Source organism: Paraniabella aurantiaca (assembly GCF_050309965.1).
Taxonomy (GTDB): domain Bacteria; phylum Bacteroidota; class Bacteroidia; order Chitinophagales; family Chitinophagaceae; genus Niabella.
In genome coordinates, this window is the sequence record NZ_JBLOSY010000003.1 from 471919 (window position 1) to 498510 (window position 26592).

Annotated in this window: 24 protein-coding genes; 18 read left to right on the forward strand and 6 right to left on the reverse strand. The window is 42.4% G+C overall.

What is annotated here, in order from left to right; genetic code table 11:
* The first annotated feature begins 12 nt into the window (after positions 1-12).
* Positions 13-921, forward strand: a complete 909-nt coding sequence (locus ACLOAU_RS25320; protein WP_427864703.1) for a ferritin-like domain-containing protein — start codon at positions 13-15, stop codon at positions 919-921.
* Between the two features lie 36 nt (positions 922-957).
* Entirely contained in the window at positions 958-1356 is a 399-nt protein-coding gene (locus ACLOAU_RS25325) for a hypothetical protein (protein WP_427864704.1), read from the forward strand.
* Between the two features lie 63 nt (positions 1357-1419).
* Here the strand turns inward: ACLOAU_RS25325 and ACLOAU_RS25330 are convergent, their stop codons facing one another.
* Entirely contained in the window at positions 1420-1800 is a 381-nt protein-coding gene (locus tag ACLOAU_RS25330; RefSeq protein WP_427864705.1) for a hypothetical protein, read from the reverse strand.
* 241 nt (positions 1801-2041) lie between these two features.
* Here ACLOAU_RS25330 and ACLOAU_RS25335 point away from each other — a divergent pair, with 241 nt between their 5' ends.
* The 3 genes from ACLOAU_RS25335 (at position 2042) to ACLOAU_RS25345 (ending at position 6204) form a co-directional block, all read left to right on the forward strand.
* Positions 2042-3841, forward strand: coding sequence for a DNA polymerase III subunit gamma/tau (locus tag ACLOAU_RS25335; protein ID WP_427864706.1), 1800 nt, complete (start codon positions 2042-2044; stop codon positions 3839-3841).
* 202 nt (positions 3842-4043) lie between these two features.
* Complete coding sequence (locus ACLOAU_RS25340) at positions 4044-5705, forward strand: pyruvate dehydrogenase complex dihydrolipoamide acetyltransferase (RefSeq protein ID WP_427864707.1); 1662 nt, start codon at positions 4044-4046, stop codon at positions 5703-5705.
* A gap of 133 nt (positions 5706-5838) precedes the next feature.
* Positions 5839-6204 (forward strand): CoA-binding protein, encoded by a 366-nt coding sequence (locus ACLOAU_RS25345; protein WP_427864708.1) that lies wholly within the window; start codon positions 5839-5841, stop codon positions 6202-6204.
* Between the two features lie 103 nt (positions 6205-6307).
* Here ACLOAU_RS25345 and ACLOAU_RS25350 read toward each other — a convergent pair whose 3' ends face one another.
* The 4 genes from ACLOAU_RS25350 to ACLOAU_RS25365 form a co-directional block, all read right to left on the reverse strand.
* Positions 6308-7441 (reverse strand): NAD(P)/FAD-dependent oxidoreductase, encoded by a 1134-nt coding sequence (locus ACLOAU_RS25350; protein WP_427864709.1) that lies wholly within the window; start codon positions 7439-7441, stop codon positions 6308-6310.
* Positions 7438-8121 (reverse strand): methyltransferase domain-containing protein, encoded by a 684-nt coding sequence (locus tag ACLOAU_RS25355; protein WP_427864710.1) that lies wholly within the window; start codon positions 8119-8121, stop codon positions 7438-7440. Before ACLOAU_RS25355 ends, ACLOAU_RS25350 begins: the two co-directional genes overlap by 4 nt.
* Complete coding sequence (locus ACLOAU_RS25360) at positions 8114-9208, reverse strand: type III polyketide synthase (RefSeq protein WP_427864711.1); 1095 nt, start codon at positions 9206-9208, stop codon at positions 8114-8116. Before ACLOAU_RS25360 ends, ACLOAU_RS25355 begins: the two co-directional genes overlap by 8 nt.
* A gap of 80 nt (positions 9209-9288) precedes the next feature.
* On the reverse strand, positions 9289-10098 hold the full coding sequence (locus tag ACLOAU_RS25365) for a UbiA family prenyltransferase (protein ID WP_427864712.1): 810 nt from the start codon (positions 10096-10098) through the stop codon (positions 9289-9291).
* Positions 10099-10231: 133 nt separating this feature from the next.
* Here ACLOAU_RS25365 and ACLOAU_RS25370 point away from each other — a divergent pair, with 133 nt between their 5' ends.
* The 10 genes from ACLOAU_RS25370 to ACLOAU_RS25415 all read left to right on the forward strand — a co-directional run bounded on the left by ACLOAU_RS25370 (position 10232) and on the right by ACLOAU_RS25415 (position 21636).
* Positions 10232-10771: a YceI family protein gene (locus ACLOAU_RS25370; RefSeq protein WP_427864713.1), complete on the forward strand. Its 540-nt coding sequence runs from the start codon at positions 10232-10234 to the stop codon at positions 10769-10771.
* 345 nt (positions 10772-11116) lie between these two features.
* Positions 11117-11701 (forward strand): Uma2 family endonuclease, encoded by a 585-nt coding sequence (locus ACLOAU_RS25375; protein WP_427864714.1) that lies wholly within the window; start codon positions 11117-11119, stop codon positions 11699-11701.
* A 50-nt stretch (positions 11702-11751) separates the two neighbouring features.
* Entirely contained in the window at positions 11752-13299 is a 1548-nt protein-coding gene (locus ACLOAU_RS25380; RefSeq protein ID WP_427864715.1) for a YifB family Mg chelatase-like AAA ATPase, read from the forward strand.
* A gap of 42 nt (positions 13300-13341) precedes the next feature.
* The gene (locus tag ACLOAU_RS25385) at positions 13342-14268 is read left to right on the forward strand and encodes a pepsin/retropepsin-like aspartic protease family protein (protein ID WP_427864716.1); all 927 of its coding nucleotides are present in this window, start codon (positions 13342-13344) and stop codon (positions 14266-14268) included.
* Position 14269: 1 nt separating this feature from the next.
* Positions 14270-15010: an AAA family ATPase gene (locus ACLOAU_RS25390; RefSeq protein WP_427864717.1), complete on the forward strand. Its 741-nt coding sequence runs from the start codon at positions 14270-14272 to the stop codon at positions 15008-15010.
* A gap of 252 nt (positions 15011-15262) precedes the next feature.
* A complete protein-coding gene (locus ACLOAU_RS25395) occupies positions 15263-17068 on the forward strand; it encodes an ABC transporter ATP-binding protein (protein WP_427864718.1) in 1806 nt (601 codons plus the stop codon).
* A 57-nt stretch (positions 17069-17125) separates the two neighbouring features.
* Positions 17126-18709, forward strand: coding sequence for an apolipoprotein N-acyltransferase (gene lnt, locus ACLOAU_RS25400; RefSeq protein WP_427864719.1), 1584 nt, complete (start codon positions 17126-17128; stop codon positions 18707-18709).
* A 100-nt stretch (positions 18710-18809) separates the two neighbouring features.
* Complete coding sequence (locus ACLOAU_RS25405) at positions 18810-19604, forward strand: alpha/beta fold hydrolase (RefSeq protein ID WP_427864720.1); 795 nt, start codon at positions 18810-18812, stop codon at positions 19602-19604.
* 158 nt (positions 19605-19762) lie between these two features.
* Positions 19763-20521 (forward strand): SDR family NAD(P)-dependent oxidoreductase, encoded by a 759-nt coding sequence (locus ACLOAU_RS25410; protein WP_427864721.1) that lies wholly within the window; start codon positions 19763-19765, stop codon positions 20519-20521.
* Between the two features lie 74 nt (positions 20522-20595).
* Complete coding sequence (locus ACLOAU_RS25415) at positions 20596-21636, forward strand: NAD(P)H-dependent glycerol-3-phosphate dehydrogenase (protein WP_427864722.1); 1041 nt, start codon at positions 20596-20598, stop codon at positions 21634-21636.
* A gap of 16 nt (positions 21637-21652) precedes the next feature.
* Here ACLOAU_RS25415 and hemW read toward each other — a convergent pair whose 3' ends face one another.
* Positions 21653-22777, reverse strand: a complete 1125-nt coding sequence (gene hemW, locus ACLOAU_RS25420) for a radical SAM family heme chaperone HemW (protein WP_427864723.1) — start codon at positions 22775-22777, stop codon at positions 21653-21655.
* Between the two features lie 108 nt (positions 22778-22885).
* Here hemW and ACLOAU_RS25425 point away from each other — a divergent pair, with 108 nt between their 5' ends.
* The 3 genes from ACLOAU_RS25425 to ACLOAU_RS25435 are packed head-to-tail and all read left to right on the forward strand — an operon-like array spanning position 22886 to position 26450.
* Entirely contained in the window at positions 22886-24691 is a 1806-nt protein-coding gene (locus tag ACLOAU_RS25425) for a POTRA domain-containing protein (RefSeq protein ID WP_427864724.1), read from the forward strand.
* Positions 24692-24726: 35 nt separating this feature from the next.
* Positions 24727-25614, forward strand: coding sequence for a DUF4271 domain-containing protein (locus ACLOAU_RS25430; RefSeq protein ID WP_427864725.1), 888 nt, complete (start codon positions 24727-24729; stop codon positions 25612-25614).
* Between the two features lie 35 nt (positions 25615-25649).
* A complete protein-coding gene (locus ACLOAU_RS25435) occupies positions 25650-26450 on the forward strand; it encodes a uroporphyrinogen-III synthase (protein WP_427864726.1) in 801 nt (266 codons plus the stop codon).
* Positions 26451-26592: the final 142 nt, after the last annotated feature.

A 26592-nucleotide genomic window follows, 5' to 3' on the forward strand; every position in this document is an offset into this window, starting at 1 on the left:
AACATTATAATCATGAATATCCTCAATATATTAAACGAAATTGAAAAAGTAGATGAAGATATCTACGACAGGCTGAGCCCCCGCAGACGCGTTATGAAAGACTTTTATAATGTCGGCCGAAAAATTTCCATGGCAGCGCTGCCGCTTGCATTAAGCTCTATGTTCACAAAAGCTTATGGGCAATCTGGTACCAGAAGCGTAAACGATGTACTAAACTTTGCACTGACATTGGAATACCTGGAGTACCATTTTTACAACCATACCGTTGTGGGTAAAGATCCTGCTTCGTCGGTAAAGGATGTTACTTTTAATTTCCCCAGTACTGCGGCGCTACAGGCCATCACTACTATTCGCGATCATGAAAAAGCCCATGTCGATTTTTTAAAAGCAGTATTAGGTAGTGCCGCACGCCCTGAACTCGCCTATACCAACTTCGACTTCAGAGCAGGAGGTACTTATAATGCAGATAACAGCTACAACTCTGGCGGAACCTTTGCAGATGTGTATACCAACTATGCTACCTTCCTTAAAGTTGCCACAGCATTTGAAGACACAGGAGTGCGCGCTTATAAAGGTCAGGCAGGATTTCTGAAAGGAAACCAGGTAGTATTAACAGCAGCGCTTCAGATACATGCAGTAGAAGCCCGCCACGCCTCTCATTTACGCCAGATGGCGGCAGGAGCCGGTTTAACCATCAAGCCATGGATCACTTACACCGCTAATGGCAATGATACAGGCGTTGCACCTGCTGATGCGGTTTATGCAGGCGAACAAAATACGACGCAGGCCAACGTGCCTATTACCAATATAGCTGCTGGGGTTACACAAGCTGCAGCAGCGGAGAGCTTCGACGAGCCACTGGCAACAGCCAATGTAGTTACTATTGCCAACCTGTTTCTTAAACCTGCTTTCAGGTTATAATAAAAAATACATCATTAAGCTTTTAAAAATCACATAATGAAAAAAATACTTTTAGCATTCACTATTTGCAGCGGCTGGGCTGCTAGCGCGCAGGCAGCTGACGTTTACACAAGCCCTGTTTCTTACGAGGTAAAAGCAGATTGGGTAAAATCAAAAACCCAAACATGGGCAGGTTCTATTGAAGGTAAAACCTATTGGTATAAACTGGATAAATCTGCCAAACTATGGTGGAGTACAGATGGAACTAAATGGGCGGAAGTAGAGAGTCAAAGCTGGACGGATAAAGACGGCAAATGGTTAAAAATACATGAAGGCAAGTTGGTGTGGAGCACTGACGGAACCAAATGGAGTGAAGTACCTGAATGGAAATGGGAAGGTAGTGATGGTAAATGGTACAAGTTTGATAAAAAATGGACCCTATGGACGAATAAGTAGGATTGTAGTTATAGCAAAAGCCCGTGATTTAAAAGTCACGGGCTTTTTAAAATATTAAAGTTTCTACCTGTTACAATCGGCTGTCCATGTATTACCATTTTTGGTAACACCAATAACTAACCTGTTATTGGTAACATTGATCAAGCCTGCTAATTCACCTGTACTAACCCAGGTATTATCACCGCTCTGCCTGAATTCGACATTATTAATATCGGGTATACCATCAGAAAACTTAAAATTATAGGTAGTTGCAGATCCTCCTTTTACTACCGTAACCGAACCATTCGTATTGGAAACGTCATCACCAGCGCCCTTATAAGTAACTTTTCCATTATAAGTACCTACAAAAAAGCGGTTGTCGGCCGGATCATCGTCCTTACTACAAGCTGTTAACACAAAGGATGCAAAAAGCACCACACCAAGCATTTTCAAAATTGATTTCATAAGATTGGGATTTGATTAAAAAAATAAATTCACACTTGTTTAAACAAACCCCGTACCAATACGGCTGTTCTTTTTGTTAAAGCCCAAAGGTTCATAATCCAACCAATTTGAAACTAGTTATTTATAAACTCCAGATTTTTAATTTTTTTTTAAGGTACCCGCAATCACCAATTTTCCACATAGCTACCACATCCCCAACAAATCAGGCCGCAATACGTTACTTTTGTCACGAGGAGTAATCATGGATAAATTTATTGTTTCGGCACGCAAGTACAGGCCCCAGAACTTCGATACCGTTGTAGGCCAGGGGCATATCACCACTACATTAAAGAATGCGATAAAGCAAAACCAGCTGGCGCATGCTTTCCTGTTTTGTGGTCCCAGGGGAGTAGGTAAAACTACCTGTGCCCGTATACTGGCAAAAACCATCAACTGCGAAAATGCGACTCCCGATGGAGAAGCCTGTAACGAGTGTACGTCCTGTGTATCGTTTAATCATGGCAGTTCATTGAACATCCATGAATTGGATGCTGCCAGCAATAACTCGGTGGATGATATCCGCACATTGGTAGACCAGGTGCGTTTTGCCCCGCAGGCCGGTAAATACAAAGTATACATTATAGATGAGGTACACATGCTGAGCTCGGCGGCCTTCAACGCTTTTCTTAAAACGCTGGAAGAACCCCCCTCCTACGCCATTTTTATATTGGCTACCACCGAAAAACATAAAATTCTTCCTACTATATTAAGCCGTTGTCAAATATTCGACTTCAAACGCATTACTACCAATGATACCGTTGAACACCTGGAAGGCATTTGCACAAAGGAAGGTGTTAACGCAGATAAAGCTTCTTTACAATTAATTGCACAAAAAAGCGAAGGCTGTATGCGCGATGCATTGAGCATCATGGATAAAATTGTAAGCTTCAGTAATGGCGAAATAAGCTACAACAGCACACTGGAACACCTGAATATACTGGATGAGGATTATTATTTCCGGTTAATGGACTATATGCAGCAGCAGGATCTGGCCAGCGCCATGCTTTTGTTTGATGATATTAACCGCAAAGGTTTTGAGGGCGACCTGGTATTGAACGGGATGGCGGCTTTTATTCGTAACCTGCTGGTAAGCAAGGACGAGAAGGTGGTGGCTTTACTGGATACCGTTGAAAGTTTCAGAGAAAAGTATCTTAATATAGCCCAACAAGTGCCTACGCCGCTATTAATTAGCGCTTTAAATATTTTAAACGAGTCGGAGATCAATTATCGTTCGGCACGTAATAAAAGATTGCATGTAGAGCTTACGCTAATTAAACTATGTTACCTGCAACAAGCCATGCAACTTTCACTGGATGAAAATTCAGTATCAAAAAAAAAACTAGTTGAGTCAAAAGGTGCGTTGGCTTTCAGGCAGATTCAGCCCATACTTTTAAGAGAAAAACCCGCTAAAGCTCAGCAGGTGGCTCCGGCAGCGGCCAAATTGACGATCGCTAATGAACCGCCTGTGGTAACGCAGCAACCGGTAACGAAGATAACCGAGCCCTCGCAGGCAGCAGCGGTCAGCCAGTCTTCTCCAACGCCTACAGCCGGGAAAAAATTGAGCAGCCTGGAAAAGCTCAGGCAGCAATTCAAGCAAATCGAACCGGAAAAAGAAGATCAGCCGCTGCAAGAAGCTACGCTTATAGCAGCATGGCAGAAATTTACACAACTATTAAGAGACAACCGCAACCCTGCCGCGCAGAGTTTTTCATTGGCTACCGTTGAAATCCTGGATGCCAATTCTTTTAATGTGTATACTTCCAACCCGCTGGAAAACCGGTTTGTAGAAATCACTAAAAATGAAGCGGCTGAGTTTTTAAAGACAGAATTGCAGAATACCCAGTTACAGCTTTTTAACCTCATTGATGCGAACCGCCAGCCGGTACAGCAGGAAGTGATAGAGCGTCCACTATCTGTAGTGGAACAATACCAGAAAATGATCGCTAAATATCCTTTAGTTCAACAATTAAAGGATAAGCTCAAGCTGGAGTTGGGTCGCTAGCGCTCCAAGTCAGTGACTTTTGAATCAATATCGATATAAAGGCATATTTTGCTGATAAGGAACACAGGAACCGGTAATTTTTTGCCGCTTTCCTGTGTTTTTTTACTATTCTATTTATAAATGGTAGAATCTGCAGCGGCAGACATTTCACTATTGCCCATTCACTATAATTCACTAATTTCGGGCGAAATATTTTATATACATGGCTGATAAAATTTTAATGCCCCGATTGAGTGATACAATGACTGAAGGGGTGATTGCTGCCTGGCATAAAAAAGTAGGCGATAGTGTAAAAAAAGGAGATTTGCTGGCTGAAATTGAAACCGATAAAGCCACAATGGAGTTAGAAAGCTATAAAGATGGAACCATTTTGTACCTGGGTGCGGATACCGGCGGAAAGCTGCAGGTAGATGACCTAATGGTAATTGTGGGTGATGCAGGTGAGGATATTTCGGGGCTGGTGAACGGAAAATCTGGCGGAAGCGCTCAACCTAAAGAAGAAACAAAAGAAGAACCTGCTAAAGAAGCAGCTAAAGTTGAAGAAAAAACGGAAGCAGCTCCTTCAGGATCAACGATAGATGTATCGAAGCTGGAGGAGGTAGTATTAATGCCCCGCCTGAGTGATACCATGACAGAAGGTGTAATTGCCAGCTGGGCCAAAAATATTGGCGATGATGTAAAAAAAGGTGATTTGCTGGCCGAAATAGAGACTGATAAAGCCACTATGGAGCTGGAAAGCTATAAAAACGGCAAATTATTATATCAGGGTGCGAAAGCCGGCGATAAAATACAGGTTAACGAGCTGCTTTGCATTATCGGTGAAGAAGGAAAAGTAAATGTAGACGAAATTGTTGCAGCTGTAAAAGGTGGTGGCGCAGCTCCTGCTCCTAAAGCTGAGGCAAAAGAAGAAGCCGTTGCTGAAACGAAAGAGGCTGCTCCTGAAGCGTCAGCAGCGCCTCCGGCTGCTACCGGTGAAAATGGTCGTATCAAAGCTTCTCCACTCGCCAAAAAGCTGGCTGCTGAAAAAGGTATCAACCTGGGAAGTGTGCAAGGCTCGGGAGATGGTGGAAGAATTACCAAATCAGATATAGACAACTATAAACCATCGGCGGCTAAGCCAGCAGCGCAGGAAACACCTGCAACCCAGGCACCGGCGTCTTCAGGTTCTGCAATTACCGGCCAGGTTTCTTTTGAAGATGTTCCTGTTTCTCAAATGAGAAAAACAATCGCCAGACGTCTTTCTGAAGTGAAGTTCTCGGCTCCAGAAATTTACCTGACCATGGAAATCAACATGGACAAGGCAGTTGCCAGCCGCGCGCAGATCAACGAAGTATCTCCTAATAAAATATCGTTTAATGACCTGGTAATTAAAGCTGCAGCGCTTGCTTTAAAACAACACCCGGATATTAACAGCAGCTGGCAGGGTGATACCATCCGTGTTAACCATCATGTAGATATTGGTGTTGCAGTAGCAGTAGACCAGGGCTTATTGGTACCGGTAGTTCGCTTTGCCGATACTAAATCTTTGTCGCAGATTGCCGGCGAGGTTAAAGACCTTGCAGGGCGTGCCAAATCAAAGAAACTGGCACCGGCAGAGTGGGAAGGCAATACCTTCACTATCTCCAACCTGGGTATGTTTGGCATTGAAGAATTCACTGCTATTATCAACCCTCCTGCTTCCTGCATTCTCGCTGTAGGTGCTATTAGTCAGGTGCCTGTGGTTAGAAACGGACAGATTACTATCGGGAATATCATGAAAGTAACACTTACCTGTGACCACCGCGTGGCAGATGGTGCAGTAGGAGCAGCTTTCCTTCAAACATTAAAGAGCTTCCTGGAAGAGCCATTGCGTATGCTGGTTTAACAGGATCTGAAACTTTATATAAGCCACAGTGTTATTACATTGTGGCTTTTTTGTTTTAAATAAGTAATGCCCAATGGCATTAATATTGTAACAATAAACACGAGCACAGTATTCAACCATTAATATTCTATATATGGCAAATAAAAAAACATTGGTTCTGGGCGCATCGGAAAATACTTCACGCTATGGCAATATGGCCCTGAGAAGGTTACGTGCCAGTGGTTATGATGTGGTGGCTATCGGTCGCCGCGAAGGACAGGTAGGCGATGTGGTCATTCATAAAGCAAAACCTGAAGAAGAAGATATCGATACGGTAACCATGTACATGAATGAGTACAATCAAAAAGAATATGAAGATTATATTTTGTCACTCAAGCCTAAAAGAATCATCTTTAACCCGGGAGCCGAAAACTATACATTAGCACATAAAGCTGAACAGCAGGGCATACAAACAATAGAAGCCTGCACACTGGTGATGCTGAGCACAGGACAATATTAGGGGTGACTAACAAGCAATGAGTGATCAGTAAAATAGTGGATGCTATTGCAATAGGCTTCGCTCACGGGTGAATACAATATACTGACGCCGTCTCTCAATACTTCTAAAAAGGCTGTCCATGTGTTGCTTTGATGATCCGATTCGTTAGCCCCGGCAAACGTTTAAGCGTATTAACAAATAAATTGGTTTGCCATTCTTTGCCAAAATTAGCCTGAACCATACGGCCTACGCGCAAGCGTGCTGAAAATTGGTTGTTCCATATCCGTTCGTATCGGCCTAACATGCCGTCGAAAGAAATTCGCTGTTGCAAAAAATCATTAGCCAGGTCCGTAAAAATTTTTCCGCTATGCATAGCCATGCTCATGCCATTGCCGCATAAAGGTGTGATCATCCCGCAGGCATCACCCACCAGGGGAATATTGTTGTATACAAGCTCCTTTCTATTAAAAGAAATTTGCGAAATGGTAACAGGGTCTGAAAAAACAAACGCGCTTTGTTCGAATATTTTTCGCAAATAAAAATTACGAAACAAAATACGCTCTTCCATTTCTTTAATACCTCTTGCCGCCTGCAAATTAGAAGCAGTAGTAAGATAACAAAGACAATATTGATCTGCTTCCACTTTCGACACACCACAATATCCGCCCTTAAAATTATGAAGCGCAATAGTGTCATCGGGAAGATCGGCTTTAATATGATACTTTACACCGATATAATTATTGAGCGTATTAGGTTTTTGTACCACAAACTTCCGCTGCCATTTCACATCTATATTGCTTCGTTTTCCAAAGCTCCCCAGTGCCAGCTTTACTTTAAAGGAGTGATTCCCGGCAAGTATTTCAAAGCTGTCGTGCCTGTGGAACAGCTGTTCCACCTTACATCCGTCAAATACAGCCACTCCCAGCTTTCTCGCCTCTTCGTACAACAAATAGTCTAGCCAATACCGGCTGATGCCAAAACCACCCAGGTCTAGTTTTGCTTTTAACACAGAACCTCCGGGCGAACTCACCTCCAGTTTATTGATCTCCGGTAATTGCAAAGCCGGCAAATCAATGCCGCAACGCTGCAAATAGTCCCAACTTTCCTTACTGATATACTCTCCGCAAACCCGGTGAAAAGGATACTTATTTTTTTCCCATAACGAAACGGTATAGCCCTTTTTTCTTAGCTGGATAGCTGCTGTCAACCCGGCTAAGCCACCTCCTACAATTCCTATATCGTAGTCATAACCGTTCATTTTTTATACACGATCAAATACCTGAATGCCCATTGCCAATTAATATCTGCTTCAACCCCGGCCTTTCGCAATAACTGCCGCCATTCCTTTTTTTTAAAGCCCCTTAGTACGGATAAAGGCGCATCATTCTTAACCAGGTAAGAACGCGAAAAAACTTTAGTTAATCCCGTAATACTCCACCAGGCCAGGGGGTGACGATGAAGATCATTAATAAAGAAGCCGGCCTTACTATGTTGCTGCATCCATTGCAACATCGAAACAAGTTCTTCATTGGTAAAGTGGTGACAAAATAAAGAGCTGAATATTACATCCGGGTAAACAGCGCTGGCTTTATAATCGCTGCAAATAAATTCAATCCCAATATCTCTATATCGGTCTTTGGCAAATTCAACACAATGTGCATTAATGTCGATGCCTGTAAGCTTTGCTTTCACCCCCGCTCTTTTACACCACTGATCAATCGCAAATAAATTGTCGCCACCGCCACAGCCTATTTCACAAATACTGACTTCCTGGCGGGTGCCCAGTATCTTTCTAAACCCTCTTTTAGTAATAGCATGTCCCCCTAATAAGGTATTAATAGTATTCAGCTCCTGCATATTTTGCCTGATATCTTTAAAAGGAATCAGGGGATCATCCAGCAGTTCCTTTTCACTACTTCTTGTTGAAAAATCAGGCATTGGCTAAATGAAATGTTTCTAATGTAAGCCCCGGACCAAAAGCCATTCCTACTATATTTTTAACGGAGCCATTTTGTTCAGCCCTTCTTAAAATCTTTTCCAGCACAAACAATACGGTAGGGCTGCTCATATTGCCGTATTCCTTCAAAACAGCATAACTCTCCTGCAATTGCTCGCGGGTAACGGAAGATCCCCGCTCTACTGCTTCCAATATTTTTTTACCGCCCGGGTGAACGCACCAGCTATCTACAGCTTCAGATGTGATACCATAATATTGCAGCGCATGGTCCATAATGTCTTTGCATTTCTTTTCAAGAATCTCAGGCACTTTGTTGGTAAGTGTCATCAAGAAGCCATCTTTCGAGATCTTCCAGGCCATATCATCGATGCCTTCGAAGTTGATCTCACTGTAAAATTTTTTCAACTCCCAGCCGGCTCTTTTACTCCCTGAATTTTCTACCAATACAGCTGCGGCACCATCACCAAATATGACGGTGCTGGTTATGTTGTCGATGGATCTGTCTTTTTGGAAATGCAAAGTGCACAACTCCACACAAACCACCAATACTTTGGCATCCGGCTCCTTCTCTGCGATATAATGGGCATGCTTTAATCCATGAATGGCCGCATAACAGCCCATAAAATTTACTGAGGTTCTATAAATATTGGGACACAGTTTCAGCTCCTTTACAATAGAAAGATCCAGTCCGGGCGCCTGCATACCGGTACAGCTAACTGTAATCAGGTGGGTAATGTCCGAAGGGTTCATATACTCGTGCAAACATTTCCTGATCACATCAATGGAAAGATCAAGCGCTGCTTTATCATATATTTTTAGCCGGTCTTCAAGTCCACTTGTATTAATATCTGCACCGTCAATATGTAGAATTTCGTTGCGGCCATTCTCCAGGTTAAAATCCGGAACCGCCGCGTAACGGGTTTCTATACCGCTAGATTTATACATAAACCGCAATACTCTTGCTTCCTCCTCAGTGCCGGCATGCACGGCACGTACGGCATCATATATCTGCATCTGGCTTTGCTGGTATACCGGCACTGCTGTTGCAATAGACGTAATTTTACTCATGTTTAATTTCCCAGGTAATGAGTGAAGAGTAAATAGTTGTTAAAACTACAATCACTACACTCCTCAAACACCACTATCGTTTATCCTGTTCTGTTGATAATTAATATGCCAATGAAAGCAATACTGCTGCAAACCGAAGCCAAATAATTCATCTTCATCAGGTTTTTGAAATTGGCACTGCCCGGGTCCCTTTCCACTTTTAAAAACCAGCTGGTAAAATAAAAGGCAACCGGTAACATCGCTAATCCGTAAGCCACCAGAGACCACCACTGGTTCACTCTTATAAAGTAAAGAGTTAGCAATAATAATGCTACAAAAAGAATGATACCACAAAAAATAAAAGTGCCTCTTACTCCCAGTTTATAGCTCAGCGTAATTACTCCGTCCTCCAGGTCCTGTCGATGTTGATATACCTGGGTTAAAGGATAAGTACCCCCGATGAGGAGGGAAGTAACAATAGCGGGTAACCACTCTTCTTTCCACACCAATACATCACTCACACTATTGCTCACAATAAAGTACACCAACGCTCCCTGGCAAATGATCACCGTCAGGTAACCTGCAACCGGGTATTGTTTTAGTCTCACACCGCGGTAGCTATATAACCTCGAAGCAATAATATATACACCAACCCCCACCAAAATCGCCCATCCCAGCAGAGAGGACAGCAACAATGCAAGCATATCCATTGCCACACTTACATAAAATAGTTCTTTGTGAACCGGTAACGGCTTTTCTATTCCCCCGATACTACCTGTATCTTTATCCATATACGAATTATATCCATTACTGGATGGATATACCAATAAATGAAGTATGATGAAGATCAGGCTGGCATTAGCCCAATCGATTACCGGAGCCTGGCTCAAAGCAAACCAAAATACAGGCATGAGGAACAGTGAAAACCCAAACCGCAAATGTTGTATAGTAGACTTTTGGGGCATTTAAAAATCAATGTTTAACCATTGTTCGAATTTGTATAATTTTACTCAAAATATCCATTTTTACTTAAATTAAATTTTTATGTATAAAAAGACCTTTTTAATCTTATTAGTGGCATTATTATCTATAAATAGTTTTGCCCAAAATCTTACGCCCTCTGATGCAGATAGCAAAATTTCTTTTGTTATAAAAAACATGGGTGTAAATGTAGACGGCTCTTTAAAAGGTCTTAAAGGGAAGATGAGCTTTGACCCCAAAAAACTCTCGTCCAGCCAGTTTGACGTCACCGTTGATGTGAACACAATCAATACAGATAATAAACGCAGAGACGATCATTTAAAAAAGGACGATTTCTTCGATGCTGAAAAATATCCCGTTATCGGTATTAAAACAACCAGCATACAGGCCAAAGGCAACAATGTGTATTATGCTAAAGCGGTGCTAACCATGCATGGGGTGTCTAAGAACATTCAATTCGATTTTATTGCAACACCGGTACAAGGTGGTTACCAGTTTAAGGCAGAATTCAGTGTGGACAGGAAAGAATATGGCGTTGGGGGTAATAGCATGACCATGGGCGACAATGTGAAAGTAAGCCTGGATGTTGTTGGAAAGAAATAATTAAATATGTCACTACGATGCGTTATCGCTATGCTCAGATCTTATCTCTAACCGCAGAGAAGTGAGAACGCAAAGCATACGCGGAGGCTTAGACCAGCTCTGGTAAAGTTAAACTAAGAGTATATAATTCAAACTGCTCTGCGTTATCTCCGCTTCTCCCGATCTCCGCGGTTAATACGCTAACTGCAGAGAAATGAGGACGCAAAGGATACGCAGAGGTATAGCTCAACTCTTGCAAAGTTGGGCTAAGAGTACATAATCTGAACTACTCTGCGTTGTCTCCGCTTCTCTCCTCCTCCGCGGTTAATCTCTAAATTTGAACTAACTTTGTTAAAAAGGTTGGCTATGAGATTTTCGGACCTCGACTTATCAAAGACATATACTTATGCTGATTACTTAAAATGGCAGTTCGAGGAGAGACTGGAGCTTATTAAAGGACGCATTTTCAAAATGAGTCCTGCCCCCAGGCGTATCCATCAAAAAGCAAGTGCGATTATCTTTTACAATCTCTTCGACCATTTAAAGGACAAACAGTGTGATGTTTATAGTGCTCCTTTCGATGTTCGCATTCCCCGTAAATCAAAAGAAGATAAAGAAATCGTCACTGTTTTGCAGCCTGACATTTGTGTAATATGCGACCGCTCCAAATTAGACGACAGGGGATGCATTGGAGCTCCGGATATTGTAGTCGAAATTCTCTCGCCGGGAAATAACCGTAAAGAGTTGCAGAACAAATACGAGGTTTACGAAGAAAGTGGCGTTAAAGAATACTGGATTATACACCCGGATGAAAAAACCTTTATGAAATACACATTGGACGCAAGCGGTCATTACCAACCATCCCGCCTGCTGACTTTTGGTGATGTAGTTACAACTCCTGTATTGCCAGGTTTCACTATGGCACTTGACGATGTGTTTAATTTAGATTAGGTCTGTTTCCTGCCGGAATTATTATCGTTTTTAATCAGTATCTTCAATCTATGTTAGTGAAGATCAATGGCAGCGCTGTATACGGCGTTGAAGCTATACCTATCACCATCGAAGTTAACTGGATGGCCAGCGGAAAAGATTCGACCCTTGTAGGGCTACCCGATAGCGCTGTGAAAGAAAGCATGCAAAGGGTTGAAAGCACTATCAAAACCAACGGCTACGATATGCCCCGCACCAAATTGGTTGTCAACCTGGCACCTGCCGACATTAAAAAAAGCGGTACGGCATTCGATCTCCCTATTGCCATGGGTATTTTATCCGCATCGGAACAAATAGAAAATATTGAAGCTTTATCCCAATATGTGATTATGGGTGAGTTGAGTCTTGACGGAGAGATCCGGCCTATTAAGGGAGCGTTGCCTATAGCCATACAAGCCCGCAAACAGGAGTTTAAAGGCTTAATAGTTCCCAAAGCTAATGCACGCGAGGCCGCGATGGTGAATAGCCTTAAAGTATATGGTGTTACCCATATAAAAGAAGTCATCGATTTTTTTGATAAGGGAGAAACCGGGCTGGATGCACTGGAAGTAAATACAAGAGAAGAGTTTTTTCATTCGCAGTATGATTTTGATTTGGACTTTGCTGATGTGAAAGGACAGGAAAACATTAAGCGGGCGCTGGAAATTGCGGCAGCAGGTGGACATAATGCCATACTTATTGGCCCTCCCGGTGCGGGTAAAACTATGTTAGCCAAACGACTGCCTACCATCCTTCCGCCCCTTACCTTGCAGGAAGCACTGGAAACCACCAAGATCCATTCTGTAGCAGGTAAGTTACCTGAAAATGCAACGTTAATTTCAAGGCGTCCCTTTCGTTCGCCACACCATACCATTTCAGACGTAGCATTAGTGGGCGGTGGTGGTAATCCCCAACCAGGAGAAATATCCCTGGCACATAATGGAGTTTTGTTCCTCGACGAGTTGCCTGAATTTAAAAGAACGGTATTGGAAGTCATGCGCCAGCCAATGGAAGAACGCCGGGTAACTATTTCACGGGCTAAACTGGCGCTGGATTTCCCTGCCAGCTTTATGCTGATCGCCTCCATGAACCCCTGTCCTTGCGGTTTTTATAATCATCCGGAAAGAACCTGCACCTGCCCGCCCGGCGCCGTTCAAAAATACCTGAACAAAATTTCAGGACCGCTTTTAGATCGGATAGATCTTCATGTAGAAGTAACACCTGTTCCTTTTAGCGAATTATCCAACATCAGGAAAGAACAAAATTCGGAAAGCATCAGGGACAAAGTGATTAAAGCAAGAGAGTTACAGGCGGAACGTTATAAAAAACATCCGGGCATTTATGCCAACGCGCAAATAACCAGCAAAATGCTGGCGGAGATCTGCGTTATCGATCATGTAGGACAAATGCTGCTAAAAGCAGCCATGGAAAAACTAAACCTTTCTGCCCGAGCTTATGACCGTATTTTAAAAGTATCGCGTACTATTGCCGACTTGGAAGGCTCAGAAAAAATCAAACCCGAATACCTGGCTGAGGCGATCCAATACCGCAGCCTGGATCGTGAGGGATGGGCCGGGTAATTTATTTTCAATAAACCCAAACAATAAAAATATTACTTCGTTATGCTCCGTTTCATTACTTTATTCATATGCTTTGCCTCTTTTACTTTTAATCTGCAAGCACAACCCGTATTACAGAAACGCGATGGGAAAGATGCCTGTATCATTCCGTTTCGCCTTACTGCCTATAATAATATCATTCTTAAAGCATCCATCAATGAAAAAGACACGGTCAACCTGATGCTGCATACCGCATCCAGCGATATAACGCTCACTGAAGAAGCTACCAGGAAACTGGCAACTATACATTTTACCGGCGCAGTTAATGATGTACAAAGCTGGGGCGGGGGCGGCAATAGTTCGCGTTACAGCAAAGGCAATACTTTAAACATCGCCGGCCTGCACTGGGATAATGTAGAAATATGGGATGACCAAAACTCCGGGCAGGAATCGAATGGGAAGATCGGTTTAAATTTTTTCAACGGGCAGGTGCTTGATTTTGATTTTGAAAAGCTGCAACTCACTGTTGGCCCCACCCTTCCACACCGTTTGAAGCAATATGAAAAGTTGCAACTGGTATCAAAGGGAGCCAACCTTTTTATAAAAGGTGAACTGGAAATAGGTGGCGAGTCGTTAGGCACTGAATTACTTTTACACTCAGGTTATGGAGGTGATATTTTGCTTAACGACGCTTTTGTTCAAAACAATAAGATCGATGAGAAAATCAAGATCACCAGCGAGAAAAAATTAAAAGATGCCTATGGCAATGTATTAACTACTCAAAAGGGAGTGTTGCCAGTTTTACAACTGGGCAAGCTACAGTTACATAACGCCAATGTCGGCTTCTTTACCGGCACTGTCGGCCGGCAGAAAATAAGTGTTATGGGAGGTGACATTTTGAAAAGATTCCGCATTATTATTGATGCTTCAAGACAGACGGTTTATTTAAAGCCCAACCGCTACTTCAAATCAAACTATTCCAACATATAAAATGATCGAAAAACAATACATCAATCATTTTGAGATCCTCAGGGAGAAAATAGCTGACAATAACAGCTATCCTTTTAATATACCGGCTTTACGAAACATTACAAAAATTGACCTGCATCCCAATGTAACTTTTATTATTGGCGAAAACGGAACAGGGAAGTCAACCTTACTTGAGGCCCTTGCTGTACAATATGGTTTTAATGCTGAGGGAGGCTCTAAGAACTTCTCTTTTTCCACCCAGCGAACGGACTCGCCGCTGTCTGGAAGCATCAGAATAGGTAGAGGCCTGATTACCCCTAAAGATGGTTTCTTTTTAAGAGCCGAATCTTTTTATAATGTGGCCTCCTATCTTGATCAGCTTCAAAAGGAAGATGGAAGAGCGTTACGATCTTATGGTAACAAATCGCTTCACCAACAATCTCATGGGGAATCCTTTTTCTCACTTTTTATGAATCGGCTGGGTGGGAACGGCCTTTATATATTTGACGAACCTGAAGCGGCTCTTTCTGCACAACGGCAGCTTGCTTTTCTGGTGCGGCTTCATGAACTGGTAAATATGAAAAGCCAATTTATAATTGCCACACATTCCCCGCTCCTTTTATCTTACCCCCATTCAAAAATTATTGAATTATCGGACTCCGGCTACAAAACCACCAGGTTTTCAGATACAGAACCATTTATCGTTCACAAGGCATTCCTGAACGATCCTGCCAAAATGTTGCAGGAACTAGGCATCGACTGACATGTAAAACAAGTTGAAGGCCAACCATTTAATTAATATTTTCGAAAGAAATACTTACAAAGTTTTATGTCTTAAAATATGAAGAGCGCTATTTATACCAGGCATCTTACCCGTTGTTTGATTTTTTTAGGCCAATAGCACCTTAATAAATATTTTTGACAGGCATACCCAGACACGGCATATTGTTAAACAAAGTCAAAAAATATTTGTTCCTTACACCATGGCCGTTGACCAAACGGAACTGATTTTATTATGCGTATACTACTCCACTATCTGAAACCTTATAAATGGCTGGTTGCTTTTGCATTGTTTTTAGCAGCTGTGAACCAGATCTTCTCCTTATTTGCACCCATGATCAGCGGAAACCTGCTGGATATGTTTGCCAATCATCCCCATCATTATGATAAGGCACAAACATTGCCACGCACTGAAAGCAATTACTTATGGGGAGGCAGCGGCTATCACGGCGTATTCTTTTATTTGTTTTTATTGATTGGAACCGCGATGGTAAGCCGTATTGCCAAAGCCTTCCAGGATTATTTTGTAAATGTGGTGATACAAAAATTTGGTGCTACCATTTTTACCGATGGCCTGAAGCATTCCATGCGCTTGCCTTACCAGGACTTTGAAGATCAGCGAAGCGGTGAAACCTTATCTATATTAACCAAGGTTCGTACAGATACCGAGAAGTTTATCAGCAGTTTTGTGAACGTTTTTTTCGTGATCATTGTAAGTATCGTGTTTGTTTCGATATACGCATTCAGGCTTCATTGGACCATTATGCCGGTTTATGCATTGGGCATATTTTTTATCGCTCTTGTAACCAGTTTGCTTAGCAAAAAGATAAAGTTCATCCAGAAAAATATTGTAAAGGAAACCACCGCCCTCGCAGGCACCACTACTGAAAGCCTGCGTAACATAGAAATTGTAAAAAGCCTTGGCCTTACGGGGCAGGAAGTAACACGCCTGAATAATAATACCTTTAAGATCCTCAAACTCGAATTAAAGAAAGTAAAAAGCATTCGTTCGTTAAGCTTTATACAGGGCACACTGGTGAATTTTTTACAGCAGGTAATTGCATTCACCCTGCTCTGGCTGATCTATAAGGGATCGATTACGCCGGGAGAATACCTGTCTTTAATGTTCTATGGGTTCTTTCTTTTTGGCCCCATGCAGGAAATAGGTAATGTCATACTTTCTTACCGGGAAGCAGAAGCTTCTTTGCAAAATTTCCACAACCTGATGTTAAAGAAGAGCGAACCCAAGCCTGTACATCCCCGGCAGCTGGGTGTGCTGGAGGAGCTGGAGTTTAAAAATGTGACCTTTCAGCATCAGACGGCGCAATTTAAAGCGCTTGATAACATTTCTTTTGACGTTAAAAAAGGAGAAACCATTGCCTTTGTAGGCCCCAGCGGGTCGGGCAAAAGTACTTTGGTTAAACTGCTGGTAGGTTTATACCGCCCTAAAGAAGGCACCATTTATTATGATGGTATTAGCGGCGATGATATTGATTTTGATGAACTGAGAAGGCAGATCGGTTTTGTAACACAGGACACACAGCTTTTTGCAGGAACCATACGTGAAAACCTGTTGTTTGTAAACCCTGGAGCCACTGAAGAGCAATTACAAACCGCCTTACGAAAAGCCAGTTGTACGGCTTTACTGGAACGTGCAGGTAACGGCGTAGATACTGTTATTGGTGAAAGCGGTTTAAAGCTCAGTGGTGGAGAGAAACAGCGTATCGCAATTGCCCGGGCTTTATTAAGAGATCCACACCTGCTGATTTTTGACGAAGCCACTTCGGCATTAGATTCGATTACCGAGGAACAAATAACCGAAACCATAAGGGAAGTATCGTCCAAGGGCAGCCAGATCACCGTGTTGATTGCCCACAGGCTCAGCACCATTATGCATGCCGATCGCATTTATGTGCTGGAGCGTGGCGAGGTAGCTGAAACCGGAAGTCATGAAGAGTTGATAGAAAGAAAGGGGCTATACTATGCCATGTGGAGACAGCAAATCGGAGAAAGAAGAACACCAAAAGCACCGGTGGCCTAAACAACATTAACCCTTTATTAAAATTAATTTCAGACGTAATTGCCTTAGCTTTACGCCATGCAATTACCGGTAAAAAACTTACTGACTTCTATATTGGGAGCCTTGCTGCTTTGGGCGGCATGGCCCACCTCACCACTTACCCTGCTGATTTTTGTAGCCTGGCTTCCCCTGCTTTTTTTATCGGATCGCAGTGTTAGCTGGAGGCACTATTTGGGGTATACTTATATCCACATGGTACTGTGGAATGTGCTCACCACCTGGTGGGTAGCCAAAGCCAGCGTGATAGGAGGCGTTAGTGCTTTTTTCGCCAATAGCCTGATCATGTGTGTACCCTGGCTGCTCTACTATTTTACCACAAAATATGTTAAGGGATTTCTGGGCAGCTTGTCCATAATAGCTTACTGGATGGCTTTTGAGTACCTGCACCACAATTGGGACCTGAGCTGGCCCTGGCTTACACTGGGCAATGCTTTTGCTACACATCCCGGATGGATACAGTGGTATGAATACACAGGTACCTCTGGTGGAAGTTTATGGATTTTGCTAAGCAATATGCTTATATTCCATCTCCTGAAATTATATAACCAGGAAGGAAGAACCTTACGCTATTTCAGGAATATAGCGACATGGCTGCTTTTATTGATTGTGCCTATTATCTTCTCCTCTTTTATAAAAAATAACCTGACACTACTACATAATAAATATAATGTGGTAGTAGTGCAGCCCAATATAGATCCCTATGAAAAGTTTGGTACGGGATCAGAACAGGAACAATTGCAAAAGCTCATCAATTTATCAAAGAAAGAAATAGATGCAAATACAGCATTGGTGGTATGGCCTGAAACAGCTATACCCAAGCAAACAAGCGAAGACCAGTTGAGAGATGATTTTTTCTTATCACCACTATGGACTTTCCTGAAAGAAAACCCACAGGTTAATTTGCTTACAGGACTGGAGGGGTATAGAGAATTTCCCTCTAAAGTCAGCCGTTTTGCCAAGCCTTTCAGAGGCGGTGGAGGCTACTACGAAATGTATAATACAGCATTGATGCTGGATAGTACCAAAGCCCAGATCTACCATAAATCCAGGCTGGTACCCGGTGTGGAAGTCTTACCCGGTTTTTTAGCCTTTATGGCTCCTGCTTTTGAAAAATTCGGAGGTACCGGCGGCGGTTATGCTAAAGACACCAATACCCATGTGTTTACAACCAGTAACAATAGCTATAATGTTACACCAGCCATTTGCTATGAAAGCATTTATGGTGATTACCTGGCATCATTTAACCGTAAAGGAGCCAACCTCGTTTGCATTATTACAAACGACGGCTGGTGGGGTGATACGCAGGGCTATAAACAGCATATGAACTACGCCCGGCTGCGCGCTATTGAAAGTCGCAAATGGGTAGCCCGCAGCGCCAATACAGGTATTAGCGGCTTTATTGATCCGTTTGGGAACATAATTCAACAACTGGGCTGGAACGTGGACGGCGCCTTAAAGCAAACAGTACCGGCTTACATAACCGACACGTTTTATACCAGGCACGGAGACCTTTTATCGAAGATCCTGAGTGGCCTGGCTGCGGCATTATTGTTGCTCACAATAATCAGGAAAATAAAGACCCGCAAGCTTTCCAACACTTAGTATAACTATGGCCTGTTCGATACCAGGTCTGAAGTTTTAAAAGAAAATTCGGGGGCACCAGTTAGATAAATTGATTTGCTTAACACTATAAAATGGAAATATGCATAGAAAATCAATAACCGTTGAAGGCAAACTGATCAGTTACATGGCCGGAGGTGAAGGCAATGCCGTTGTACTGTTACACGGATTTGGCGTAGACAGTTCTTCGTGGTCTGAACAAATTAATTACCTTAAAAAAAACTATCGCGTTATCGCTCCCGACCTTCCGGGAATTGGTGTTTCTGACCTCACCAGCGATGTAAGTATGGAAGGGGTGGCTGCAATTATAAAGGAAATACTGGAAGCTGAAGAGATAGAACAGGCAGCAATAATAGGTCATAGCCTGGGGGGATATATAGCTCTGGCATTTGCAGAAAAATATCCCGAGCTGCTATCGGGACTAGGGTTGTTTCATTCCACTGCTGCCGCGGACAACGATGAAAAAAAAGCCAACAGGCAAAAAGGTATAGAATTTACAGACAAACATGGCGCAGGGCCTTTTCTTGAAACCACTGCACCTAAAATGTTTGCAGCTAACACCAAAACCGGCAACAAAGAACTCTATGAACGCTTTATGAGCCAACTGCCCGATATGAGCAAGGAAGCAGTAATAAGGTATTATGAAGCTATGATGCAAAGACCCGATCGCATAGAAATACTGATAAAAATAAAGGTTCCCGTCCTCTTTATTTATGGAAAGCAGGATGAAATCATACCGCTGGATAAAACAATTGAGCAGGCCTCGATTCCGTCCATTTCCTCTGTCAATATTTTAAAAAAATCGGGGCACTTAGGTATGCTGGAGGAGCCGGAAGAGGCCAATAAAGCAATTGAAGATTTTTTATCCGATATTTAGCGCCTGATTAATGAGCGATACAGGAACCCAACGTGATTAAAATTTCATTTTTCATTACACTCTGAAGAAGTCTCCAAGCGAGTTCTTTGAACCTTTGGACAGTAATGAAAACTTTAAATCATCAAAGGTATTCGGCTAAAATCGATAAGCATTTACGAATGAATAAAATAGTTTTAATTACAGGCGCTACATCAGGATTCGGTGAAGCCTGCGCCTTGAAATTTGCTTCTAACAACTACGATGTAATTATTACCGGTCGCCGCAAAGAAAGGCTGGAATTACTTAGCGAAAAATTACAGAAAGAATACAGTGTAAAAGCCTTGCCTTTATCTTTTGATATAAGAAGCAGAGCAGACGTACTGGCAGCAGTTAACAGCCTCCCGGCCGAATGGAAAAAAATTGACATACTTATCAATAATGCGGGGTTGGCTGTGGGCAGAGATAATTTTGATGAAGCAAGTATTGATGATTGGGACATCATGGTGGATACCAATTTAAAAGGCCTGGCTTATATGACCAAGGCGGTTTTGCCTTTTATGATTGATTCAGGAAGCGGTCACATTTTCAACCTGGGGTCTATTTCGGGCAAGGAAGTGTATGCCCAGGGAAATATGTATTGTGCTACAAAGCATGCAGTAAATGCATTGAGCCAGGCCATGCGAATAGAGCTATTAAAGTTTAATATTAAAGTTACTGCGATACACCCCGGAGCTGCAGATACAGAATTCTCAAATGTCCGTTTCAAAGGCGATGATGATAAAGCCGCTAAAGTGTATGAAGGTATTGAGCCATTAGTGGCGCAGGATGTAGCAGATATCATCTTTTACTGCGCCGGATTGCCAGCCCATGTTTGTATTAACGACCTGGTAGTAACCTGTACGCAACAGGCCAATAGTTTTTATACATTTAAGAAATAGAAAATTAAATTGACCTTAGTCGGAAAGCCGTAAGATTAGTTTTTGTTTTCAGACTTGGTCCCACATCACACACTATGGGGATAAAATTTGGTGTTATAGGAAGTGGCAGCTGGGCTACTGCGCTGGTAAAGATCATTACAGATAATGGTAATAAGGTAAATTGGTGGGTGAGAAATGACGCATCGGCTTCGTATATAAAAAAAAGGGCGCACAACCCCCATTATCTCACTTCGGCAGTTTTAAAAACAAAGCTTTTAAAAATCGAGACCGATCTGAGCAAAGTAGTAGCGGCCGCTAATGTGCTTATCATAGCTGTACCGTCGGCGTACACTACCGAGGTGTTGTCTGAACTGGAGCCCGGCGATCTTAAAAATAAAAAGGTATTATCGGCTGTAAAAGGCATGCTGCCCAAAGAAAATATATTACTGAATGAGTACCTCGCCAATGAATTTAATGTACCCCTGCAAAACTATTTTGCCGTGTTGGGACCTTGCCATGCCGAGGAAGTGGCAGCAGAAAAACTCTCCTATCTAACCTTCTCGGGTGCCGATATTGAAATGACCAAAAAAATTGCGGCCTATTTTACCTCACCTGCCATTAATACGGTGGTAAACGATGATATTTTAGGGGTGCAATACGCAGCTGTTCTTAAAAACATATATGCGCTGGGCGCAGGTATTGCTCATGGCCTGGACTATGGCGATAATTTCCAAAGTGTATACATTGCTAACTGTGCTGATGAAATGGCTGCTTTTTTAAGAACTTTTGGGGCTGAGCATATAGTGGTAGGTGAACACGAGGCTAACCTTGTTACCGGAGCAAAATCGGCCAACTACGCTGCTTCAGTTTATTTGGGCGACCTGCTTGTTACCTGTTACTCATTATACAGTCGCAACCGCACATTTGGTAATATGATCGGCAAAGGTTATTCTGTAAAGGCGGCCCAATTGGAACTAAACATGGTAGCCGAAGGCTATAATGCCGCCAAATGTATTTACAATATCAATAAAAAAATTAAGGCTGAAATGCCCATTGCTGCAAACATCTACAAAATATTATGGGATAAGCTTACACCTGCCAAAGGCTTTGAAGCCATTGAAAAGGTGTTGATATAACTTTTTAACCCACAGTTTAAACCGTTGCCTGGACGTCGAAGAAAAGATCTGCCGCGATACCGTCTGCATAGAGCTTGCCTTCATCAGTAAGCCGCAAACAACCGGGTTCATAAATAACAAGTCCCTGGTTGATATATTTCCGGGCGGCCTTCAACAACTGTTGAGCAGCTTCTTCAGAAAAGCTATTTAAACTGATCCCTTCAATCGTGCGAAGTGAGATCATGATCGATTCATTCTGCCGTTGTACAGCTGTCAGCAATTCCTTTTCCATGGGCAGTATTCCTTTTTCAATCGACTCAATATATTGCTGGTTATTGGCAATATTCCATCTCCGCTCTGCTCCGTTAAATGAATGGGCAGAAGGACCGATACCCACATAAGATTTACCCTGCCAGTACGATGAATTATGCCGGCTTCGGAAACCGGGCCTGGCAAAATTGGATATTTCATAATGTTCGTATCCTGCCGCCCTCAGCCATCCCATCAATAACAAAAATTGTTCTGACTGGATATCGGGATTTACATCATCTTTTTTATGCTGCCTGATCAGCTTATCCAGCGGTGTACGGGGTTCAACCGTTAATGCATAACAGGACAAATGAGGGATTTTCAAAGACAGGGCTGTTTCTACATTCTGCTGCCATTTATCATTAGTAAGCCCGGGGGTTCCATAAATGAGGTCCATTGTAATATTATCAAAATATTGCAACGCCAATTGTAGCCCTTCTTTTGCCTGAACAGCGTTATGAGCACGGTTCATCCACTGCAGGTCTTCCTCAAAAAAAGACTGAACGCCAATACTTAACCGGTTAATACCGGCTTCCTTCCACCCTCTTAGTTTCTCTTCTGTCAGATCATCCGGGTTGGCTTCCAATGTGATCTCAGCACCTCCGGCCACCTGATACGCAGATCGAATAGCCCTTAAAACAGCCGAAACCTCTTCTACTTCTAAAAGGCTGGGCGTTCCTCCCCCGAAGTAGATGGTATTCACCGGCCATGTATTGCCGGCTGCGGTTAATTCAATTTCTTTATTAATGGCAGCTAGCATAGCTTCTTTCTTTAATAAAGAAGTGGCAAAATGAAAATTGCAATAGTTGCAGGCCTGCCTGCAAAAAGGTATATGGATATAAATGCCGCTCATGTGATGTTTAGGTTGATAAGTTAACAAGTTTACAGGTTAACAAGGATCTAGTGTTTATACCTTGTGAACTCTTATACCTTTCAACTTTTCAACTTACTTTTACTCCCGTTGAAACCCGCAAAGATACGATACCTGTTTACAGCATTGCTGCTTTTACATTTTTTGCTAACAAAAGGGCAAAGCAGGTATACCTTATCTGTGATTCCTGTTGACCGCGATAGCGCATTTGTAGAGGCAGTTATCCAACCTAAAAAAGAATTTATTAACCGGGATGAATGTACGGGCTATATTAAAGAGCTGATACCTACCCTGCAGGCAAAAGGCTATATTACAGCGTCGATTGACTCTGTACAATCCGATTCCCTGCATAGCAGTATTCATCTCTTCTTTGGAGAAATTTATCAATGGGCTTTAGTGCACGCCGACGAGACATCCCGGAACTGGTTGAGCCAGGTTGGCTGGACGCCCGATAAATTCACCCGGCAACAGTACGATCCAGATAAAATTGTTACGCTTCAACAGCGCATGCTGGTATACATGGAAAACAATGGTTATCCCTTTGCCCGGGTTTTCCTGGACAGCTTGCAAATAAACGGCCGGGATGTTTCTGGAAGAATAAACGTTCAGCCGGGACCTCTTTACCATATCGACAGCATAAAAATTACCGGCAATGCAAAAATAAGCAACGAGTATCTTCAGCAGTTTTTAGGTATTAAGAACGGCTCTGTCTACAGCAAAGAGAAATTACAGCAAATCAGTGCAGAACTCAAGAAGCTTAATTATGTAACAGAAGAATTTCCTCCTCAGCTCATATGGGGAAGCACAGGGGGAACCATAGAAGTGTTTTTGCAACAGAAAAAAAGCAGCCAGGTAAATATAATCATTGGCTTCCTGCCCAATAGCGATGCCTCGGCCAACCGTAAAATGCTGATAACCGGCGAGGGGCTGCTCAACTTAAAAAATGCCTTTGGCGCCGGAGAAACGATCGGCCTTACCTGGCAACGGCTCCAGGCTGCTTCTCAACGGCTTAGCATCAACTATGATCAGCCTTACCTGTTTAAGTCATCATTGGGTGTTGACTTTGGTTTTAATATGCTCAAAAGAGATTCCGCATTTTTAAACTTCGATATAAGGCTGGGCGCTCAACTGGCGTTGAACCGGCAGCAACGCGTAAAATTATATGTGCAGCGGTTCAGTAGTATTTTAAACTATATTAATGAATCAGCAGTTATAGTTACCAGGAAATTACCGGCGGAAGCAGATGTAAAAATTACCAACCTGGGTGTTGAATACGTACTAAATAGTACCAATTATATTTTTAACCCCGTAAGCGGGTTGGAATTACTGTTCAACACTTCTGTAGGTAACAAGTATATTAAACCTAACAACCAGATCGTAGACCTGGAAGACCCGGATGATCCCGATTTCGATTTTGCAAGCTTATACGACACCGTAAAAACGAAATCTTACCAGGTAAGATCCGTGCTGGCGGTTGCAAAATATTTCCCCATAGGCAAGGCCGCAAGAAGCACCATTAAGACAGCCATTAACGGTGGTTACATTTCCGGCTCCAATATATTTAGAAATGAACTCTTTCAGATTGGTGGCTACCGGTTGCTCAGGGGATTTGATGAGCAAAGCCAGTTTCTCTCACAATACGGCATCGGAACACTGGAGTATCGTTACCTGATTGGTGAAAACTCGTATTTTAACGTTTTTGCAGACGGTGGCTGGGGAAAGAATGCCGGCAGGGGAACTAACATAAACTATACTTATCTGTCGGGAGGATTGGGAATGACTTTTGAAACCAAAGTAGGACTGTTTAACCTGGCCTGGGCTGTTGGAAAAAGAAATGACACACAGTTCAATCTACGGCAGTCGAAAATTCATTTCGGATTCGTTAATTACTTTTAATCCCGCAGGTCTATTTTTGCAGCAAAACTCTTTTATTGGCCAGGATTTTTTTAGTATTATTTTTTTGCGTGGGATGGATGTGGATGTCTGACACAACAGCTCAGGGAACAGATAGCCTTGCTGTGAATTCCGCAGATAGTATCACCGCTGCGAAAAATGCTGTTTTGCGTAAAAGCATGGATCTATCAAGGAAAATCCTTAGCCGCCACCCCTACTTTAACTTTTCTGAAAAAGCCGGGTATCCGCCCTATACGGTCAAAACCGTTACACCAGGCAAAGACCATTATTTTTACATAGGTGCCGGACTATTTTTGATGTTCGCAATTTTTAAGGCAAGCTTTGACAAATATTTTACTGACCTCATCAATCTTTTTTTCCGGCGCAGCCTTAAACAACGCCAGTTAAAACAACAGGTAGTTCAAAACTCACTGCCTTCCCTTTTATTCAATGTGCTTTTTATTATAACCGCAGGGTTCTACGGCGCAATGGCTATACAGAAGAATATAGACGGGGCTCAATTAGAGCTTCCGCTATGGCAATTATTTATTTATACAACCGCAGCCATTGGCATTATCTACCTGGGCAAGTACTTTATACTCAAATTTATTGGCTGGGTTTTCAGAATCAGCAAGTTGACAGATAACTATATTTTCCTGATCTTCCTGGTAAACAAAGTACTGACCATACTCATACTACCCCTGATTATTGTAATTGCATTATCTGTAAAACCCATTAGCACCATCGCCTGGACACTCAGCTGGTTGCTGATTGCAGGGTTTATACTATATCGTTATATATCAGCTATTGGTATTGTTCGAAAGGATAACAGCATTAGTTTCTTTCACTTTATTCTATATGTAGGTGCATTTGAAATTCTGCCTACTGTAATACTGTACAAAGGAATATTATCCATTTTAAAATAATAGTGTACTTTTGCATCCAATTTTAGGAATCGCTAATGGTAAATGAAGTGAAAAAATCCGGTACCAAGTCTTCGGCAGACAAGATTGAGCGTATACTCATTACACAGCCAAAACCTTCGAGCGAAAAGTCTCCCTTTTTCGATCTTGAAAAAAAGTATGGCGTAAAGCTCGACTTTGAGCCGCTGATAAGCATAGTCCCCATTTCCGGTAAAGACTTCAGGCAACAAAAAATAAACATTGTTCGCTTTACCGGTGTCATATTTACAAGCCGTAATGCTATTGATCATTTTTTTCGTACCTGCGAGGAGAATAAGATCACTGTTTCCCAGGACACTAAATATTTCTGCATTACAGAAGCAGTAGCCTTGTACCTGCAAAAATTTATCCTGTACAGAAAACGTAAAGTTTTTTACGGGGCCGACGGCACTAATAAAAGCCTGTTTGACGTTATGAACAAACATAAAGAAAACCTAAGCTTTCTTTATGTATGCTCAGAAAATCAGCAGGATAGTGATATTGTAAACTGGCTGAAAAACAACAACTGCGACTTTGAGCTGGCTTTTATGTATCGATCGCAAAGCAATGATATTAAGAAAGCAGTTGGCGAGAAAGACTTTGACGTAGTTTGTTTTTTTACTCCTTCAGGCATAAAAAGCTGGTTCGACAATTTCCCCAAGTTTAAGCAAAACGGGATGGTTGTGGGTACTTTTGGTGATAACACCAGGGCGGAAGCTGTTAAGCTGGGACTTAACCCGGAAATTATAGCACCCAAGCCTAAAACCCCCAGCATGATCACAGCGCTGGACCACTTCCTGGCAGACTCCAACAAAAAGTAATTGATAATCAAGGGGCGAATACCGGCCTTATCGTTATAAGTTAGCCAGCGTCTATTCTTTACCAAAACCTTAACTATCACTTAGTTAGGCGGGTGACATTTTTTAGCAACATTTGCCCCATTATGGTTAACTTTGCAGACTT